We start from the raw sequence: 17,652 nt of genomic DNA on the forward strand, positions 1-17,652 counted from the left end.
ATTCTAAATACCACTAGTTCCTTCAATATTTCTCATTTGTCTATCTAAAGTTCTTTTTCTAAGCCACATCAAGCATTCTTCTAACTTCTCTATAGCCTTCTCATTCTCTTTACAAGCATATTTGCTTTCTTGAAATGCTTCTAATCTTGTTATAACTGCTAATATTACATCTTCATTGTTAATTCCATTGATACCATATTCTTTTATAGCTCCTTCTTGAAAACTAAGATATTGAATTGGTTCTATACAATCATCCTCACAATCTGCTCTTCCTAATATAAAGTAACATGGGGCATTATACTTCCATTCTTCTTTATCCTCGCAATAAAGCTTAGTATAATTTTGTGTGCATAAACTGTTTTTAACTTCCATAATTCATTCTCCTTTTATAATTTTCCTAGTTCACATTGAAGTCTATAACCTTCTAATTTCCAAAGTTCATTTTTAATTTGTTCTTCACAAATATCTAGTCCTATTTGTTCATCATAGTTTGCAGGGTCAACACAAGCACTATGTCCTACTAAAGTAAATCCATTTTGAAGTTGTATTGTCATTACTGTACACTTACCCCAATACACTTCCACTATCTTTTCAGCTTGATTAAACAAATCATCTATTTGTTGCTGAGTTATTGAATTTTTATTCATAATCTTATTCTCCTTCTTAATTTATTGTATAAAAAAAGACCATCCCTCAAGACAGTCATTTATATCATTTCTATTAATTCCTTAATCTTTTTATATACTTCTTTATAATTCATATCTTTGTCTATCAACTTGGGCAATTTCATAGAGATAATTCTTTCAAGTGCTTGTATATCAAACAATTCACTTTGATTTAACTCATCTCTTTTTACACCCTTTGGTATACCTAATTTTTTTCTTACAAGTTCGGTAAAATGTTTATAATACATCTTAGGTTTATTACTTCCTTGACTAGTAGCATAATAAACAAACTCTTGTATTTCATCTGTAAAATCTTTTCTTACCTTTTTACCTTCTGTTCTTATATCTAGCCATTCTTGGTCTTTTTCTGTAGCAATATAATAACCATGTATTCTAATTTGTTTAAGCGTTTTTGTAACCCATTTTGTAAATAATTTTGCTTCTGCTTTATTACTTCTAAATGACATATTATACACAGCTTCTTCTGTAACAAATACTTCTCCACGATTATTCAACTTAACTTTAAAATTTCGGTTATAGGAAACTCCGACATCTGAATCCTTAAATTTCTTTTTATATTCCCTATCTATATTTCTTAATGTGTCATGAATATTTACTATGCCTAATTCCTCTCCTACATCTCCAGCATGAAACCAAACTTCACTACCATCTTTTGACCATATCATCCTTACATTTTTCTCTTGTAAAATTTTCAACATACTACTACCTCCTAAATGATTTATTAATAAAGGGTGCTCAAATTAAACACCCTTATTTTCTGTTATCAGAATTACTGATATCTAAAACTTATTAAATTTTTGCATAAAAAAGACCTAGAAATTAATCTAAGTCTTTATTCTCCATATTAACTACATAACTTGCTCCAAGCACAACTCCTCTTATTAGCAAATTTTCATCATCTATACCTTCATCTATAAACTTTTTAATGTGTTCAACTGCATATTCCAAAAATTCATCATCTGCTTTTATATTAAATTTATCTAATTCTTTTATTATCTTTCTTCTTAAATCATTCATATTATCATGCTCCTGTAAAAAAATAAAAGACTAAGCTTACCCAAACTTAGTCTTTTTATAGGGGAGGTATATACTTTGTGGTAACAGTAATAGGAATCGAACCTATGACCTTTCGAGTATAAATCGACTGCTCTAACCATCTGAGCTATACTGCTATGTTGAGTGAGGTTACCAAGCCCCACCCGATTTTTAGACCTCTGAATTAAGATACAAAACTGTATGAGATTTTAATCTCAATTCAAATACTAACATAGTGTATTAATAAAACCTTTTGAACATAGTTAGAATTGAACTAACAGCATCCTCATGCCCTGCCTAGTCTGTTCATAGTAATAAAAAAAGACCATATACTGGTCTTAATTAAATTCATATTTTTCCTTGTACTCTTTAATAGCATCATTCCATGCCTCTTGCTCTGTTATTTTCTTTTCTATAGCAATTCTTTTTGCTATATCTCTTATCTTTGTTGCACCTTCTAATATTCCCATTTCATATTTCCCCCTATTCTATATAATTTAAGCGAGGTCATAAGTCCTCGCTCTATTTAAAATATAAGTTAAACATCTTTTTTAAGTTGTAAATCAGGAAATGGTATAACTTTAGCAGAAGTTAGAGTATTTTTAGGTAAATTTAATAGATATTCTACCTCTTCTGGTTCTAAACTAAAGTTATAAGAGAATGAAAGTTCATCCATAAACTCTTTTGGAGTAAATACCTTCTCATTTAATAACATTAAAATTGCTGTTTTTAACAATGCTGGTAGAGAAGTTAATAATTCATCATCTAATGGTTCTGATTTTCTTAGTCCCCTACGTTGTAAAGTACGAATCATAGACTGATATTCATCCATACTGATAATTCCTAAAGAATATGAACGACGAATCATTGCTTGTATAGAAACTTTCCATTTACGTTTCAATTCTGTATAGTTTGGAATACGTAAAGGAGTTCTCTTAGCATCAATTTTAAAAGTCTCTTCTGGTAATAAGAATGCAGATGCAAATCTATTAGCTTCTGATTCTCTGTCTTTAAATTCTTGTTTTTCTAAAGCTTCTACATCCTCGCTCCACTCATGCAAGCATATATGCCCTAATTCATGAGCTATATCAAAATGAATTCTAGAGGCAGAAGTCTTATTACTAGAATATCCAATCAGATAAACTGTCTCTCCCGAAATATCTACCATCTGACTGAATGCATCTATATCATCTGTAGAAGTCGAGAAACTTGTTACAAGTATTCCATGCTGTTCTACTTCATATATGATATTATCAATAGGTTTTAATCCTAATCCCCAAGCTTCTCTTAAAAGTAAAGCAGCTTCTTCTGGTGTTTTCCCAGAACAATCTGGTAAATTTAATGTTGGGAATTCAATATAATCTTGTAAGAAGAAATATATTTCTGCTAGAAATTCCATTTTTTGAATTTGCTCTGCTCTATATTTTTTATTTGTAGTCAATAATGCTCTGAAATATGTTGAACCTATTGCAATATTATTTCCTGTTTCTAAAAAGAACTTAACTGGAAAACCTAACTCTTTTGCTATTCGTTTCACTACATTATTATCATTTGGTTTCGATTTATTATTCTCATACATCGAAACGGTCTGTCTTTGACAGTCAATTCTCTCAGCTAATTCAGCTACTGTCATTCCTCTATATATACGAGCTTTCTTTAAACGCTCTCCATTAAAATTAATTTCCATAATTATTTCCTCCATCTATTCACTAAAAAGTGACTACTTGGCATCTTCCTCCTTTTTCGCCTTTTTTAAAGGATGTGTTTTCTTTCTTGCAACTGCTTTTGAAGTTAAGTTTAATCCAAGAGTAGGATTATTTGCAATAGGGTTAGTATTATCAACTTTTTCTGCAACTGTACTTTCTTCTATAGATATATAAGAACTCCAATCTTTTTCTGTAACAATGTCTAAGTTTGTATCAATCATTACAGCACGAATAGATGTAAGTTGATATTCAGATGCATCAAACAATATTAATGCATGATGGTTAACAACAACATTATCTTTTATTAGATTCGCAAGTAATTTTTGTACATGTTCCTTAACTTTATCTTCATCATCAAATTTTTTAGGGAAAAAGGATATTTGCCCAATTGGTGCTTTTAAATCTTCATTAAAGTTTTTAGTCAACTCATTCAAGTAGTGCATGTTTCTTCTTTCAGGTTGTTTTTCATATATTTCCTTAAATCGTTGCTCTCTCATTATGGTAAAAATATTTTCACTACTTTTTTCATGTATAATGACCATTCCCCAACATCCACGTTTAGCTTCATATGCCATACAATCAGGAGTATTAAGTACTTCACAAAGGTCTCTATTTAATAAATCCCAAATACGGGTAGGTATACTGTTTTTAGTCACAAGATTCTGCTTTTTAATATCTTCTTTTATTTTATCTCCAACAGCTCCATTAACACATTGAACAATTGTAGAAATTATTTCAACAGGTACTTCTAGTCTTACGTCTTCTGGCATAAAATTATGCACCTCCTACATGTTTATATATTTATTGTAGGCGTTTTGTGCAAAAGTGTCAATATTAAAAGCCAAATATGTGCATTTTTTATATTTAAAGCGTCATTTAAAATTTTTTAATTGTCTATATAATATCCTTAATTATAAAAATTATTCACTTTGGCTAGAGCAAAAACAACCCCTTAACTCTAGCCAAATATTAAGTTTTGAGAGGGAAATATTTCATTTCCACAATATTATTATCTCATGCTTTTTTAATCAAAAAGGGGAGAAAGTAGGGAATAAAGTGGGAATTTCTGGGGAAAAACTGGGGAATTTTCTAATTTTTAAATAATGGTAGCTCATTTTCCTTAATTCTTGGATAAAGCATATCCATAACTTTATATACTAACCTTTCCCTTACACATCTACACGTTTTCCTATCTGAGTTCATTTCTAAAGATATATAAACCATGCTATTTTTCATTCTGCTATCATAAAACAGTTTAAAAAAATGTTCTTCTCTTATATCTAAACATGTAAGTGCATTTTCTATCTTCTTCTTTTCTATTTCTTTATCTTTTTTTAATTTCTTTAATCTAGCAATATCTCTTTCTTTTTTAATAACTTCATCTTCCACACTTGAATTAAAAGCATATGTCGGACTTACTTTCTCACCATAACCAATAGCTTTACACCCAAATATTTCATTTTCTCTACTTTCTATATCCAATTCAAGATTTTTAATCTCTGCATTTAAAAATTTATAATGATGTAATCTACCTTCTACTTTTTTAAATAGTTCTTTTTTATTGATATTATTATCCATACTTTCACACTCCTGTTTATGTTATAATAATCTTGGATAAAAGTTTTATATTTTTGACAAGTGGAGTGTGAAAGCACTCCTTTTTTCTTTTAATTAACCTATTGAAGGTTTTCCCCTTTAAAGAGGGAAAGTCTATCCCTGTCTTAACTTACTATTGATAATTGACTATTTAACAATCTTATTTCTTCTTCAAGGACTGTAGGTAACTTATAATTATCTACTATTTCCAGTACCTTATATAACTGACAACGTTTTATAGCCTTATAACTTTCTACTCCAAATTCTCGCTTAATTTGATGGTATATATCACTATAAACTTTGCCTCTTAGAGATTTATTTTTATAAGCCCTACTACCATGTCCACCAAGTGATTTTGTTGCTACTCTCTTAACTTCTTTAACAATACTCTCACACTCAATATTGAATAGTGGTGCATCATCCATGAAGTTCTCTAACTTCTCATTAACACTCTCTATTTTAGTCTCTAAGACTTCTTGTTTCTTATCTAGCATAAATATAGCTTGTAACTCTTTTGATGCACTTAAAAGAGGATTATTTAATTCTTTTCTCATAGAGAAGTATCCATCAACTATTTTTTCATATTGCTCCCAAGCCTTATCATCTTCTAATATCTTTAGTAGTTTTGAATAACCTCTCTCAGACAACAAGTAAATGTTATTTGCATTTGCATAAGATTGATTAGAGTAACCCATTTCTAAACTCAGTGATTTTAAATCACTCACTTTTAAATCTAATATATCTATCATATCTTTAAATCTTTTTCTATTATTATTTATATTTTTATTTATCTCCTTCAGTTCTCTATTATGTATCTCAGCTATATCCTTTACTAGTATTGCTTTCTTACCTTCTCCAAATCCACCCTCTATGTCATGAAATTTCATTCCCTCAACTTCTAAAGTTCCAAGCACTGTTATTTCTTTACAAATTGTAGTGTTTTCTTTCATAGTCTATCGCTCCTTTTCTCTTTTGAATAATTCATTTCAATTTATTTACAGTTCTAAAAAACATATTGTTACTATTAACATCACATAGTATGCTTAACTTACATTACTTAACGTGTAAGGGGGCAATCTATGTTATCTACAATAATCTTGCTTCTGATGTATTTAATATGTTTACTTCTAATATTTTTAATATGCTTTTCGATTGGGATTATCATATGGAAGCTAAACAAAATATACCCTTTTAGAAACTATTTTTTTATATGGATTATTTTATTACTATTTGCAACATTTATTATTTTTCATATTATTAATTTTCTTAAAACTTTTATTTGATATTGTGTATAATTAGGATAAAATAAGTTTATTTTGTCCTAATTAATATCTTCTAACATAACTTCAACTCTGGGCTTATCACTATAATATTTCTTACTCATTACTTCTACAATTTGAGAATCATCTTTGTATGCGATGCCATTCAAACTATCAGCTACAGACTTAATTATATTATCTAAATCGGGTTTTTTACTTGGTCTTATTAACCCTTCTATCTTGCCTATGGCATCCTTATACGCTTTAGTATTTACCTTATTTTTCTTTAGTGATTCTCTATCTTTTTTAGTAATGTCAAAGTAACAAATAACTGTCATTTTAACATTGCCTTCAAAGAAGTGTTTTACTGTAGAATTATACATAAGTCTAATCCAGTTTTCATAAAGTACAGTTTGTTCGGTTGTGTATGCTTTGCCAGTTTCTGTACTCATTCTAGGTCTTGCCTTTGCCTTTGGTTCTCCATCTATTGTAAAATTAACCTTCATTTGCGACCTCATTTAGTTCTATTTCTTCTACATCTACAACCATGTACCAGTCTGGCTTATATCCAAATTCATTTATCCAATTTTCGAATACTTCATTTAATCTATCATCAAGTATTTTTTCGTCTTCATCTTTTATATAACTTGACCAGCTCTCTCCAAATTCTCCAAACTCATCATTAATTCTATCTTGAACATAATCTAGTATGTTTTCTGCATCTACACAAGGAATATAAGCTTCTTCTTTTTTTCCAATATAAACCCAACGTTTAAACTCTCCAAGCTTTCTAAGTTCTTCCTTAGCTGCTTCAATAGCTTTCTCTTTACTTTCATATTCATCACTGCTAAAACATTCATCATCCCAGCTATATAACCAAACATCTTTCATATAAATTCCTCCTCTATTTATTTTTCTTCTTAGCCTTATTCCTACATCCCTTACAACAATAAATCTCCTTAGATTTTTCATCAATATAAAATAATTTCCCACACCAACTGCATCTTATCCTTTTCAAAGAATCACTTCCTTTTAACTCACATATTTAATCTATTTCAATTTCGACTATAGCTCTGCTTAAAAGCTTCACATTATAATTTTCTTTTATATTTTCCTCATCTTTTTTAAAAGCTCTTGCTTCTTCTAAATCATTAAATATAGAGCTGTATATGTTCCCTTTTTCCCATTCTCTTGTTGTCTGCCAAGTTACTTTAAATTCTGTAATAACCATATCGACGACTCCTTTTATAAGTCAAAGTAAGTCTATAACATTCTAGTTTCATTCATAAACTTATCTTGACTATTTATTTTTACAAATTACTTAGTTGGAACTGCATTATCCTCTATTTCCCAAAGATGAAAGCAATTTTCATGTAAATTTATATATTCTTCTTTTGGTGGTAATATCTGTACTATAGTCTTATTTGGTTTCATTAATTTATATCTAACATACTTAATTTCATTCCAATTAGGAAATCTTTTTTCATTTGATATAGTTAGATGCTCTTTTCCATTTTCAACTGAATATATAACATTGCTCCCAGTATCCATATTATATATTTTCACATTTTTAGCCCCTAATCTTTCAAGCGATTCTTTTGCAAGAATGGACCTATCATTTTTATTCTCAACTAATAACATTTTATTCCCTCCAAATTTTATAAATAATTTTCTGCTTCCTTCTTCAACCATATTTTATGTGCTATATCACAATCTTCACTTTCACAATCTCTCTTAGTATTTTTGCAACTACCACAAATCTCTTTCCTAAATTTCTTATACACTTCTCTTTCATCAAGATTCTTTGACTCGCACATTTCTTTATTAGTCATATACTCACCTACTTAAATTCCTCAAATCTATACTCTTGTGAGACATTAGGATATTTTTCTTTATCAACTTTAGATAAAAATATTTCTATAGGTCTTGAATAAACTCCAGTAGCATCATATAAAGTTTTGTATATTACTAAATCTGTGCTATTATCATCACTTCCATGATGATAGAAATTACCTTTATTGTCTTTATATATAACTACAGTATCATTCGTTTCTGTATGTCTAGAAAGAAATCTATAATCGCCTATATATCTTTCATCAAAACCTGCTGTATCTAATATTTCTCCAAGTTCATTTCCACCAACTCTTTTACTAACTCCCATAACTGCATAAAATCCACCTTTGAAATGTTTATATATACATGGATACTTTAATAATCTATTCATTGCAACCTCCTTATTTTTCATTATAAAAACTTAAATTTTTAATAATTATATCTACAGTTCCATTCACATTATGTCTAATGCCATACTTCATAAAATCCTCAAAATCATCCATTTTGCCTTTTATCTCAAAGCCTGTATCTGTTTTTATATGTCTATTTTTTAAATTTTTCTCAACCCATTTTTTATCAATATTAAAACTTCCATCAAGACCTTTTTCTTCTACATGTTCCTTAAAACTATCTTTTAAATCATCCTTTATTGCCTTATCAGTAAACTCATTTATATCAAGTTTTTGTTTTTCTCTTAGCATGTAAAGCAAGATACTTCTTACGTCTTCGCCCTGCCTCATATCACTATATAAATTCGCTATAAAAGCATCTACCAAGCCTTTAAACGCCTTAGTCTTATACTTATCATCTTTAATTTTAGTAGCATTTAAAAACTCTGTAACAAACTTAGAATTAGTTTCTTCCTTTTCTGCATCCTTGTCTAAAATCCTAAGATGATATTCGTCATTCATTCCACTCAAACCAATAATTGCCCCTATTTTAATTGCTTTAGTTTCTTGAATATTAACTTCATTAGTTGACATCTGTATATTAAATTTATCATCCTCAAAGCTAATAGAATGAGTATACGACTTGTTGTAATCAAGTTTTAATATAGCAATTCCCTTTTCATCTTTTTCAGTATATAAACATATTGCTAAATCACAAGATTCTAATGTAGCATTCACTTTCATAATCTCAAATAAATAAGCTGCTATTTCTTTAGAATTACTTAAAAATAAATTTTCATCATATATTATCTGTTCACAACACTTCTTAATTAGATTATTACTATAGTCATTAAATACAGCTTTTCTGATGTCATTATCTCTTGATACTTTGTTTATTTTCTTTTGAAAGAAAGCTTCAATATCTTGACTGACTCTACCCTCAAAATCATTTAATATTGGTGTATCGCTATTCTTATCCAAAACATGTATTATAAATTTGTGTATTATCATAATTCCACCCTTTCATTCTCTAAATATTCAATCATTTTCTAATATATCTATTAATTCTTGTAAGCAGCTAAGACATACATTAATCGTTACCTCTATCCCCATAATTTTTTTTATATAAATTACGTAACCAGCTTCTTTGTCTATTGCCTTTTCGCAATTATCGCATGTTATAATTTTATCCATTTTGGATACCTGCCTTATTCCATTTTTTTAGCTATTTCATATATTATATTTACGGTAACACTGTTCCCTGCTTGCTTATAAAGTTGGCTCTCTGAACATACACTTGCAGCTCTTTCGTAATAGTTGTCGTTAAAACCTTGTAATCTAAAACATTCTTTTGGTGTCAGCCTTCTTATATTTCCATCCCTTAAAATACCATGCTTATCTTGGGATGTTAGTGTAAACATTGGTTCTCCATTTGCTTTGATTCTACGACCATTTTGTCTTTTATTTATCCTATCAGGTGTTAAAACTGCATTAACCAGGACTCCACTATTATCACAACTTCGATTTGTCACACCTGCATTATATTTTGCTTTAAGACATCTAGCATTCATTGTTATTTTAGAGTTTTTATTTAAGTCTACAAAGTATAACCCCGTTTTAGCACCACCACCTCCTGCTTGACTTCTAATACATCTCGCAATCCCATCTGCATTATAAATTCTATTTGTACTATGAATTGGTTTATTTAGCTGTTTAAGATTTTTTCTACTTTTTCTTTCGATAGGAAATATTTTTCGTGTACTTCGTCCTCTAAAATGTCCAACAATGAATATTCGTTCTCTATTTTGGGGTACTCCAAAGTTTTTAGAGTTAAGAACTTGCCATTCTGCATCATAGCCGATTTCATCCAGTTCAATGAGAACTTTGAGGAAGTCAAATCCTTGACTAACACTAAGTAGATTTTTAACGTTTTCAATAAGTAAATACTTGGGTCTATCTTCTTCTTTGAGTTCTCTAATAATTTTTGTAACTGTGAAAAATAAACTTGAACGTTCTCCTCTGAATCCAAATTGTTTTCCTGCAACAGAAATGTCTTGACATGGGAATCCAAAACACCAGGTATCTGTTCTTGGGATATTTTCTGTTCTAATTTCTCTAATATCTCTTTCAAACCATTCATCCTCCTTTGGTTTGTGCATGGCATTATAACTTAAATTTGCAAATTTATCATATTCGCAATGACCTAAACATTTATGTCCTGCTCTTTCCATTCCTAACCTAAATCCACCTATTCCCGCAAATAAATCCAAAAATGTAAGCATAAATCTCCTCTCTATTTTCATTTCCAAGAGTAGCAAAACACCTCAACGATATTTATATTAAAAGACACTTTGCAACTCTCCAAATTGTTTTAATTAGATATTTTCATTGCTCTTTTACTTCACTTTCAAGCCACTCTTCACATCCATCAATACATTTTTCATCTACACTGCAAATTTCATGTCGATATTGATAACTACAGCAAATACAAGTACATTCATCACCAATTTCGTCTATAAATTCAGCTAACTCTTTTCTACTCATATTTTTTATCATTTCAAAGTTAGTCATTCTTAGCACCTTCTTTATTTTTACAATAATTTTTTATTCCAAGATTCCAACAATCCTCACAAATACGTATGTCTATATACCTAAGCAGACTTGTATTGCCCTTTTCTTTATTAATAAAATATTTTTGTTTCTCAACATTAATTGTCTTCTTACAAAAATCGCACTGTATGAGTTCGTTCATTACTCTTCCACCTCATTTTCAACCCATTCTCTAATTCCTGCCCTGCATTTTTTTTCATCATCAGAAACAAACATACAATCACAAGCACAACAGTCACAAATCTCATGTTCAAACAAAAAGTCTATCAATTTATCCTTAAATCTTTTAGCATTTTCTACTTTCTCTATTTCCCCTTCAACCAATTTTTCATAACAAGTTGGGCATATGTGTTTATCCATCCCAAGTACTCCTTTACTACAATCCTTTTTATATAGCTCAATACATTCTCCATTATATTTTTCAAATATTCTCTTACAAAAATCACATTGTATAACTTTACTCATTTTTAAATCCTCCCATATTATCGCAATTTTCACACTCTTTCAGATTCAATCTATACTCATAAATTCTACCAGCTATAAAACTTCCTATTACAAACATCACAACAGCTAATATATTCATTTTTCTAACATCCCCTCATATTCATACTTACTTAATATTTTTATAGCTGTATCAATCGCCTTATTAACTGAGCACTTTCTCCTACTCAATATAATTTCTGATAATTTAATTACCTGCTCTACATTTGCTAATACCATCTGTCACTCCTTGAATATATTCTGCTTTCCAACCTTCTCTAGTTACTCTATTATCTCTAGCTAAACAGCTAGCATAATCTCCACTAATCTTTAAGTATTTACTTGCATCCTTTGCACTTTTGAATATCCTAACTTCTCCAGTTTCAATATTAAAAACTTTTATAGGTTTACTTTTTGTATCATTAGTTGGTTTTTTCCTTATTTTCTTGAATTTCGATTCATTAAGTTTCAGCTTTATTTTCTTACTTTCATTTGCTTTTCTTACTTTTCTTAAATTAAGCTCAAACATATCTTCTATATCAATAGTTTTTTCTAAAAACGTTCCTGCATCTACCCAAATTTTAGCCATATTCTACCACTCCAAATCTTTAAATATTATTTCATAGCTACACTCACCAGCTTCAATAAATATACCTCTTTCATCTTGATAAATATTTTCTACTCCAATAATTCTTAATTCTGAATTTTCAAAGAATAACTTACACATATTGCCTTCTCTTAAATCTCCAAAATCTATAAGACATTCTTTACCTGTTAAAAATGAAAATTCTTTTTCTCCTGTTTCAAAGTTAAAAACAATCACCAATTCCATAACTCTTAACCCTATTCCACAAATCTTACAATATCTAGCATCTTCGCTTATATCTTCATTTCTACATTGATAACAAACACTAATATTACTTTTTCCTGTCTTTCCCAACATTTCAGCTCTCCTTATTTTGAAATACCTAACATTTTATATTGCATTATTTTTGCTATAACTGCTGATAAATACAATATTTTAAGCCACAACATATCTTTTTTTAAACACTCATTTACAGATATAATCTCAAAAGTTCCTTTCCATTTTTCTGTTAATGGTTCATATTTATCAGTTTTTCTATTACTTAACTTGATTTCTTCTGTTGAATTATTCTGTATAAATTCAAATCTTTCACCATCACACTCTAAAAAGATTTTTCCATACTCTTCTTCCATTTTCCCTCCAATATTTTTAACTTCTAGGAAGTAATATTGTATAACTACTCCCTAGATTATTTAATTTATCCAAATTTACTTTTTTCAAGTTGACCTCTCTTAGACATCTCACATAATTCTTTATCTGTGTATTTGTCAAAAGTCTGATTAAAGTTATGAAACTTATTTTTATTATGCTTACTTGGTATAAGCTCAAAATCCCTCTCTAAAGCTGTTATAAGATAACCTGTGATACTTTTTACATTATCTGTATTCTTAGTAAGCTCTAGCTTCTCTATTAGATAATTTATATCTCTCTTTGTATGTATGAATACATCAACAATCTTTTCAATGTCTTTAGATTCTAAATCAAAATATCTTTTTATGTTATCCACAACCACCGTAACATCTTTATTGTTGTTGTTATTATTATTGTTATTGTTATTGTTATTGTTATTCCCCTCGTCACGAGCTTCGTTACATACACCGTTACGGAGTTCATTAAAATAATCCTCAAATATCTGTTTAAATTTCTTATTTTCTATATGTTCATAAATAAGTGATAGCAATGATTTGTCTTTAACATCTCTCAATTCTTTCCTTACACAATTTTCCATGGGAGTACCTGCTCTATTGAGATTATACTTAGCCCAATTCTTAATTGCTATTTCCCTAGTTTCAGAATTATAGTTTATAAGTTGGTGATGATTAATAAATCTATCCATAACTGCACTTGTAGATTCTAATGTCCAACCTATTTCAAAAGCTATTTGTTTTTTAGTTATCGTATATATTCCAATTTGAGTAGTATGAGGATTAGTCAATAAATACATATAAAATAACTTATCTTCTACTGAAAATTCTTCTTGTATCTTGGGGTCAGTCCAAAAATTTGTATATATCTGTCTGAAAATTGGCACTCTATCACCTACTTATTCAAAATTCATAGTATCTTCCATACTCATTTGACTATCTTTGTTTTCAATTTCTTCTTTTATTTCTACTTCATCCTCTTTTACTTCCTCGAACTCAGCATCTATAAAATCATCTTTTGGTTCATATTCACTTAGTAATTCAATTAATTCATCTACTTCCTCAAATTTTAGTTCTTTTAAGTTGAGTCCATTACTTTCACAAAATTCTTCTAACTTTGATGTATCTTTTTTATTCTCGTAATCATATAAGTCTTTCATTGATGCTAACTTAAGTATTCCTTGTTTTTGAGATGGACTTGCCTTGCCTATTTCAATAGGCTTTTGAGGTAATTTATCGGGTACAGTCTTTATTTCTGCACTATCATATAATCCTTGTAAATCCTCTGGGAACGCTTCTCTTAAAGCTGTAACAATTGCACATTTTCTTATCATAACACAAGGCATTTGCTTCCAAGTAGCTTGGCTCTTTGAATACTCTTCTAAAGACACTACAGACTTTATAGGGAACTTCATACCTCTTACTGATACTTCACACCATCCACCGATTAATTCCTCTTGAGGTAGTTTTAAACTGCCCTCCCTTTCAAATACTTCTCCATTTTTATTTACAGTTACTATCCCAGCTTTCATACCTTCAAATTTAGGATTTTTATTTGCTCTTTTTACAAATACATCTTTACCAACTACTATATTTGCTGGTGAATTACCAAACTTTATTAAATATGCTTCTTTTATAAAAGGATTTAGTTTCTGAGCCTTGCATAATTCTATAAACATTAGAACTTCTTGGTCTGTTACATTTCCACTACCACTTACTAGATAATTCTTTACTGTTGTATAATCAAGTATTTGACCTGACTCTAAAGTACATGTCGCTAGTTCTAAAGCCTTGTTATTCATTTTCTAACCCCTCCATATCCTTTATATTTCTTCTTAAAACTGACATAAAGCCATCTATATAATCTCCGTATTCATTTTCTTTTTCATTATCTTTTAAATGCTTTTTAAACTGTTCTAAAGTCCAATCTTTTTTATGTTTTTCTATGCAAGATTCTACGGCTGATATTTGTCCAAACCTTTCATCTGCATCTATTTCATCCACTGCCATGAATTTTAATAAAAATAATCTATCTTCTAAATCTTTTATTATTTCATTTCTAGTTTTCATTTCTTCCCCCTTGTGCTATAATATACATTAATATTTTTATTTTTTGTTTTTGATTAGAGCCATTACCAGTGGCTCTTTTCTTATATCTGCACATCTATAGGTCTATCTCTTTCGATTTCTTCTAAAAACAATTCGAATCTCTTGTAATCTTCACTTTCCTTATGTTCTATTGTTTTAATCTCTATATTTATACTTTCTAAAATATTTTCAACAGCATACTTTGCTCTTTGCCATGCAACTATTTCTCTTAGATAATCTCTCATGTGTGCATTGTCTATTAAATCCCTGTCTTTGTTTCTAAGTTTCTCATAAAGCACACCATTTTTACTTATCTCTAATTCAGCTAAATCTAATTGTTTTTGCACCATTTGTTTTACTTTGTTTAAACTTTCCATAATTAAACCCCCTAGTTTAAATTTTTAACTTCATAATCATTATCTTTAATATCTTCTACTGTTAATGCTTGATACTCCATACATCCTCTTTCTTTATCGTAGTATGCTAAATTCAACTCTTTTTCTGTTGCTACTACTACAATGCAATCAATTTCAAAACCAAGTCTTTTACAATTTACTTTTACTGCATTCCCTACTTCAATTTTCTTTAAATCAAATTCTTTTGATAATTTAATCATTATTCAACCTCCTTATTTTTCTATTTCTTTTATGTAATCCCAAAGTATGTGTAATATAAATGAATTCATAGAACTGCCTTCTGTTGATGCTATATCTTTTATTTTTTCAAGTAATGTTGTTGGTAATCTAAAAGTAAACCTTACTCTCTCGTCTTTGTCATACATTTGACGTCAACTCCTTTCTTGTTTTAATAATACCATGTCATATATTTGACGTCAAGCATTTTTATTGACTTTCTTCATTAATTATTTTATTATTAAAGTGTCATAAAGACGTCAAATTTTGTATTAAGGAATGATAAAATATGTCCAATAAAGATATTTATACTCGTGAAGAAGATAAGAGATTTACACTAAGAATTAATAAACTTCTTTTTGAAAAAATCGAACAACTTGCTCAAAAAGATAAACGTTCTGTAGGTAGAGAAATTGAATTTATTCTTGAGAGGTATTTTGAAGATAATCCTTTAGAATAAAAACTACCATATCTTTTAATGTATATCCTTTAACTTTTGCCTGTTTTAGAAGCTTGTCTTTAAGTTCTCTAGACAGGCGTATTGTTGTTTGCTCTATTTGCATCTAATCACCTTTTTCTTTAATTATTTATAGATTAAACTCATTTTATTTTTAAATTAGCTGGTAAATATGTGTTCACTACATTTATATCTCTTGTTAATACACTTCTTTTAACTTTTTTATCTTTATTAAATTTCTTATTACTTCTCTGCTCATCATAGTATGTAATCTTATATAACTCTTTGCCCTGCTCTACCTTATATATTTTGTTTTTATAAATTGTTTTCAACTTATCTCTCCTATCTTATTTTTAATTTAAGTCTGTTACTAAAAAATCTCTTTTTTAACTCTATAGTTGCAATCTTTTCTCTATTTTTAAGTAATAAAAGTTTGTTTGTGCATACTAGCAGTTCCAACTAAATCACCCCCTTTCTCTTTTTCATTACATTCCTATCTTTTAGTGCATTTTTCATTACGTACTCTTCAAAAGAAATTAAATCTATCCTATAGGAACTACCCAAAGGAATTACAGTATAATGATTTTGTGCCATTGCTTCTCTTATCATGTTTCTTGCAGTTGAATCAGAAACTTTCAAGTACTCACAGAACTCTTTTACTGTGACTAAATTCATTCTTCTAATTCCTTCTCTATCTAAAAACATCTTAATTATGTCTGTTGTATCGTCTCTTTGCATTAATTCCTGCACTAAGTCTTTTGTATCTATGAATTGTAATGCTGTACTCATTTTTATACCTCCTTTATATATTTTGAATATTCTGTATTCAGTTTTCAAAGTGCTGGTTTTACTTAACCTAACATTGATATTTGATTTACTGATTTCAATTTGTTGATAAAGTATATTTGACCTTTGCCGGTTACTTTTGGTGTTTTAGTAATCTTTGTGCTTCCATCAGGATTATATATTGCTCTTTTTTTAGTTTCCATTATTTTTAAGTCAACACTCTTTTGAGTTGGTGTATTATAATCCTCACCTTTGCGTTTTATTAAGTAACCATTATCTCTTAGCCATGCAAATAATCTTTTCTCGCCTGTGTTAACTCCATTTTGATTTAGTAGCTTTGCTAACTCTCCAATTAATATAGAGTCATCAGAAGAGGCTACTGCATCAGCAAAAAGTACTTTTGGTTGTTGTAACTGAATTACCTTATCTTTTTCCTCTATTTCTCTACTTTTCTTTTCTATTGTCTTTTGAGCTACTTGTAATGCTCTTGCCATTATTTCATCATCTGACATATCTTCTGTTGTATGTATATATCCTCCGGTTTTACGAATACTTGGTAGTATCTCATTAGTTACCCAACGTTTAAATGTTTTTGCACTTGGCAACTTAGAACTTAATATTAAAGAATAAAGTCCACTTTCATTAATTAACCTCATATTTTGATTTCCTCCAGGTGTCGGTATTTCACCCGCCCCCTTATCTTCATCATCAACATGTCTTTTTAAAGCATCAGATGTATCTTTATACCCTAGCTTTTCTGCTATATCTTTTCCAACAAACCAAGGCTCTTCTTTTATCTCAATTACTCTTATTTCACCAAAAGTATTATTTTTAAATATTTGTAGATTGTTCATATTTAAAACTC

General features: G+C 29.2%; 35 protein-coding genes and 1 tRNA gene. 1 reads left to right on the plus strand and 35 read right to left on the minus strand.

Going from position 1 to position 17,652, the window contains the following annotated elements:
* Positions 1-3: 3 nt before the first annotated feature.
* The 32 genes from IC173_RS11770 to IC173_RS11915 all read right to left on the minus strand — a co-directional run bounded on the left by IC173_RS11770 (position 4) and on the right by IC173_RS11915 (position 15,693).
* Positions 4-372 (minus strand): hypothetical protein, encoded by a 369-nt coding sequence (locus IC173_RS11770; RefSeq protein ID WP_227855604.1) that lies wholly within the window; start codon positions 370-372, stop codon positions 4-6.
* A 14-nt stretch (positions 373-386) separates the two neighbouring features.
* Positions 387-647, minus strand: coding sequence for a Gp49 family protein (locus tag IC173_RS11775; protein ID WP_227855605.1), 261 nt, complete (start codon positions 645-647; stop codon positions 387-389).
* A gap of 59 nt (positions 648-706) precedes the next feature.
* A complete protein-coding gene (locus IC173_RS11780) occupies positions 707-1,384 on the minus strand; it encodes a Bro-N domain-containing protein (RefSeq protein ID WP_227855606.1) in 678 nt (225 codons plus the stop codon).
* Positions 1,385-1,505: 121 nt separating this feature from the next.
* Positions 1,506-1,703, minus strand: coding sequence for a hypothetical protein (locus IC173_RS11785; protein ID WP_227831632.1), 198 nt, complete (start codon positions 1,701-1,703; stop codon positions 1,506-1,508).
* 78 nt (positions 1,704-1,781) lie between these two features.
* Positions 1,782-1,858 (minus strand) — tRNA-Ile (locus IC173_RS11790).
* Between the two features lie 201 nt (positions 1,859-2,059).
* Positions 2,060-2,191 (minus strand): hypothetical protein, encoded by a 132-nt coding sequence (locus IC173_RS20740; RefSeq protein WP_255613378.1) that lies wholly within the window; start codon positions 2,189-2,191, stop codon positions 2,060-2,062.
* A gap of 68 nt (positions 2,192-2,259) precedes the next feature.
* Entirely contained in the window at positions 2,260-3,408 is a 1,149-nt protein-coding gene (locus IC173_RS11795; protein ID WP_227855607.1) for an XRE family transcriptional regulator, read from the minus strand.
* A 33-nt stretch (positions 3,409-3,441) separates the two neighbouring features.
* Entirely contained in the window at positions 3,442-4,197 is a 756-nt protein-coding gene (locus IC173_RS11800) for a DUF5986 family protein (RefSeq protein WP_227855608.1), read from the minus strand.
* Positions 4,198-4,516: 319 nt separating this feature from the next.
* On the minus strand, positions 4,517-5,005 hold the full coding sequence (locus IC173_RS11805) for a hypothetical protein (RefSeq protein WP_074179355.1): 489 nt from the start codon (positions 5,003-5,005) through the stop codon (positions 4,517-4,519).
* A 143-nt stretch (positions 5,006-5,148) separates the two neighbouring features.
* Positions 5,149-5,973: an ORF6C domain-containing protein gene (locus IC173_RS11810; RefSeq protein ID WP_227855609.1), complete on the minus strand. Its 825-nt coding sequence runs from the start codon at positions 5,971-5,973 to the stop codon at positions 5,149-5,151.
* Positions 5,974-6,344: 371 nt separating this feature from the next.
* Positions 6,345-6,788, minus strand: a complete 444-nt coding sequence (locus IC173_RS11815; protein WP_227855610.1) for a RusA family crossover junction endodeoxyribonuclease — start codon at positions 6,786-6,788, stop codon at positions 6,345-6,347.
* Positions 6,778-7,173, minus strand: a complete 396-nt coding sequence (locus tag IC173_RS11820) for a hypothetical protein (RefSeq protein ID WP_227855611.1) — start codon at positions 7,171-7,173, stop codon at positions 6,778-6,780. Before IC173_RS11820 ends, IC173_RS11815 begins: the two co-directional genes overlap by 11 nt.
* A 154-nt stretch (positions 7,174-7,327) precedes the next feature.
* Positions 7,328-7,513, minus strand: a complete 186-nt coding sequence (locus IC173_RS11825) for a hypothetical protein (RefSeq protein WP_074105478.1) — start codon at positions 7,511-7,513, stop codon at positions 7,328-7,330.
* Positions 7,514-7,599: 86 nt separating this feature from the next.
* Positions 7,600-7,923 (minus strand): DUF1827 family protein, encoded by a 324-nt coding sequence (locus tag IC173_RS11830; protein ID WP_227834398.1) that lies wholly within the window; start codon positions 7,921-7,923, stop codon positions 7,600-7,602.
* 17 nt (positions 7,924-7,940) lie between these two features.
* The gene (locus IC173_RS11835) at positions 7,941-8,114 is read right to left on the minus strand and encodes a hypothetical protein (protein ID WP_227855612.1); all 174 of its coding nucleotides are present in this window, start codon (positions 8,112-8,114) and stop codon (positions 7,941-7,943) included.
* An 8-nt stretch (positions 8,115-8,122) separates the two neighbouring features.
* A complete protein-coding gene (locus IC173_RS11840; protein ID WP_227855613.1) occupies positions 8,123-8,506 on the minus strand; it encodes a DUF1653 domain-containing protein in 384 nt (127 codons plus the stop codon).
* A gap of 10 nt (positions 8,507-8,516) precedes the next feature.
* Positions 8,517-9,515 (minus strand): nucleoid-associated protein, encoded by a 999-nt coding sequence (locus IC173_RS11845; RefSeq protein WP_227855614.1) that lies wholly within the window; start codon positions 9,513-9,515, stop codon positions 8,517-8,519.
* 197 nt (positions 9,516-9,712) lie between these two features.
* Positions 9,713-10,786: a DNA cytosine methyltransferase gene (locus IC173_RS11850; protein ID WP_227855615.1), complete on the minus strand. Its 1,074-nt coding sequence runs from the start codon at positions 10,784-10,786 to the stop codon at positions 9,713-9,715.
* Positions 10,787-10,889: 103 nt separating this feature from the next.
* On the minus strand, positions 10,890-11,075 hold the full coding sequence (locus IC173_RS11855) for a hypothetical protein (protein WP_227855616.1): 186 nt from the start codon (positions 11,073-11,075) through the stop codon (positions 10,890-10,892).
* On the minus strand, positions 11,068-11,256 hold the full coding sequence (locus IC173_RS11860) for a hypothetical protein (RefSeq protein WP_227483511.1): 189 nt from the start codon (positions 11,254-11,256) through the stop codon (positions 11,068-11,070). Before IC173_RS11860 ends, IC173_RS11855 begins: the two co-directional genes overlap by 8 nt.
* Positions 11,256-11,579, minus strand: a complete 324-nt coding sequence (locus tag IC173_RS11865) for a hypothetical protein (protein WP_227482704.1) — start codon at positions 11,577-11,579, stop codon at positions 11,256-11,258. The genes IC173_RS11860 and IC173_RS11865 overlap by 1 nt, the downstream gene beginning before the upstream one ends.
* A complete protein-coding gene (locus IC173_RS20745) occupies positions 11,572-11,697 on the minus strand; it encodes a hypothetical protein (RefSeq protein WP_255613379.1) in 126 nt (41 codons plus the stop codon). The genes IC173_RS11865 and IC173_RS20745 overlap by 8 nt, the downstream gene beginning before the upstream one ends.
* Positions 11,694-11,834, minus strand: coding sequence for a hypothetical protein (locus tag IC173_RS11870; RefSeq protein WP_227855617.1), 141 nt, complete (start codon positions 11,832-11,834; stop codon positions 11,694-11,696). Before IC173_RS11870 ends, IC173_RS20745 begins: the two co-directional genes overlap by 4 nt.
* On the minus strand, positions 11,803-12,183 hold the full coding sequence (locus IC173_RS11875) for an NUMOD1 domain-containing DNA-binding protein (protein WP_227855618.1): 381 nt from the start codon (positions 12,181-12,183) through the stop codon (positions 11,803-11,805). The genes IC173_RS11870 and IC173_RS11875 overlap by 32 nt, the downstream gene beginning before the upstream one ends.
* Before the next feature lie 3 nt (positions 12,184-12,186).
* On the minus strand, positions 12,187-12,537 hold the full coding sequence (locus IC173_RS11880; protein WP_227855619.1) for a hypothetical protein: 351 nt from the start codon (positions 12,535-12,537) through the stop codon (positions 12,187-12,189).
* An 11-nt stretch (positions 12,538-12,548) separates the two neighbouring features.
* Positions 12,549-12,812 carry a hypothetical protein gene (locus IC173_RS11885; protein WP_227855620.1) on the minus strand — a complete coding sequence of 88 codons (264 nt, stop codon included), beginning with the start codon at positions 12,810-12,812 and terminating at the stop codon, positions 12,549-12,551.
* Positions 12,813-12,877: 65 nt separating this feature from the next.
* Positions 12,878-13,711, minus strand: coding sequence for a hypothetical protein (locus tag IC173_RS11890; RefSeq protein ID WP_227855621.1), 834 nt, complete (start codon positions 13,709-13,711; stop codon positions 12,878-12,880).
* Positions 13,712-13,723: 12 nt separating this feature from the next.
* The gene (bet, locus tag IC173_RS11895) at positions 13,724-14,626 is read right to left on the minus strand and encodes a phage recombination protein Bet (protein ID WP_227855622.1); all 903 of its coding nucleotides are present in this window, start codon (positions 14,624-14,626) and stop codon (positions 13,724-13,726) included.
* Positions 14,619-14,894, minus strand: a complete 276-nt coding sequence (locus IC173_RS11900; protein ID WP_227855623.1) for a hypothetical protein — start codon at positions 14,892-14,894, stop codon at positions 14,619-14,621. Before IC173_RS11900 ends, bet begins: the two co-directional genes overlap by 8 nt.
* Positions 14,895-14,974: 80 nt before the next feature.
* A complete protein-coding gene (locus IC173_RS11905) occupies positions 14,975-15,289 on the minus strand; it encodes a hypothetical protein (RefSeq protein ID WP_227855624.1) in 315 nt (104 codons plus the stop codon).
* 11 nt (positions 15,290-15,300) lie between these two features.
* Positions 15,301-15,528, minus strand: a complete 228-nt coding sequence (locus tag IC173_RS11910; protein WP_227855625.1) for a hypothetical protein — start codon at positions 15,526-15,528, stop codon at positions 15,301-15,303.
* 12 nt (positions 15,529-15,540) lie between these two features.
* Entirely contained in the window at positions 15,541-15,693 is a 153-nt protein-coding gene (locus tag IC173_RS11915) for an Arc family DNA-binding protein (protein WP_227855626.1), read from the minus strand.
* Between the two features lie 140 nt (positions 15,694-15,833).
* On the opposite strand from IC173_RS11915, the gene IC173_RS11920 reads away from it, so the two are divergent.
* Entirely contained in the window at positions 15,834-16,004 is a 171-nt protein-coding gene (locus IC173_RS11920) for a hypothetical protein (RefSeq protein ID WP_227855627.1), read from the plus strand.
* A gap of 140 nt (positions 16,005-16,144) precedes the next feature.
* Here IC173_RS11920 and IC173_RS11925 read toward each other — a convergent pair whose 3' ends face one another.
* The 3 genes from IC173_RS11925 to IC173_RS11935 form a co-directional block, all read right to left on the minus strand.
* Positions 16,145-16,333 carry a hypothetical protein gene (locus tag IC173_RS11925; protein ID WP_227855628.1) on the minus strand — a complete coding sequence of 63 codons (189 nt, stop codon included), beginning with the start codon at positions 16,331-16,333 and terminating at the stop codon, positions 16,145-16,147.
* A gap of 127 nt (positions 16,334-16,460) precedes the next feature.
* Entirely contained in the window at positions 16,461-16,790 is a 330-nt protein-coding gene (locus IC173_RS11930) for a helix-turn-helix domain-containing protein (protein ID WP_227855629.1), read from the minus strand.
* A 62-nt stretch (positions 16,791-16,852) separates the two neighbouring features.
* On the minus strand, positions 16,853-17,641 hold the full coding sequence (locus IC173_RS11935) for a phage antirepressor (protein ID WP_227853342.1): 789 nt from the start codon (positions 17,639-17,641) through the stop codon (positions 16,853-16,855).
* Positions 17,642-17,652: the final 11 nt, after the last annotated feature.

This window comes from Clostridioides sp. ES-S-0048-02 (assembly GCF_020658495.1).
Taxonomy (GTDB): Bacteria; Bacillota; Clostridia; order Peptostreptococcales; family Peptostreptococcaceae; genus Clostridioides.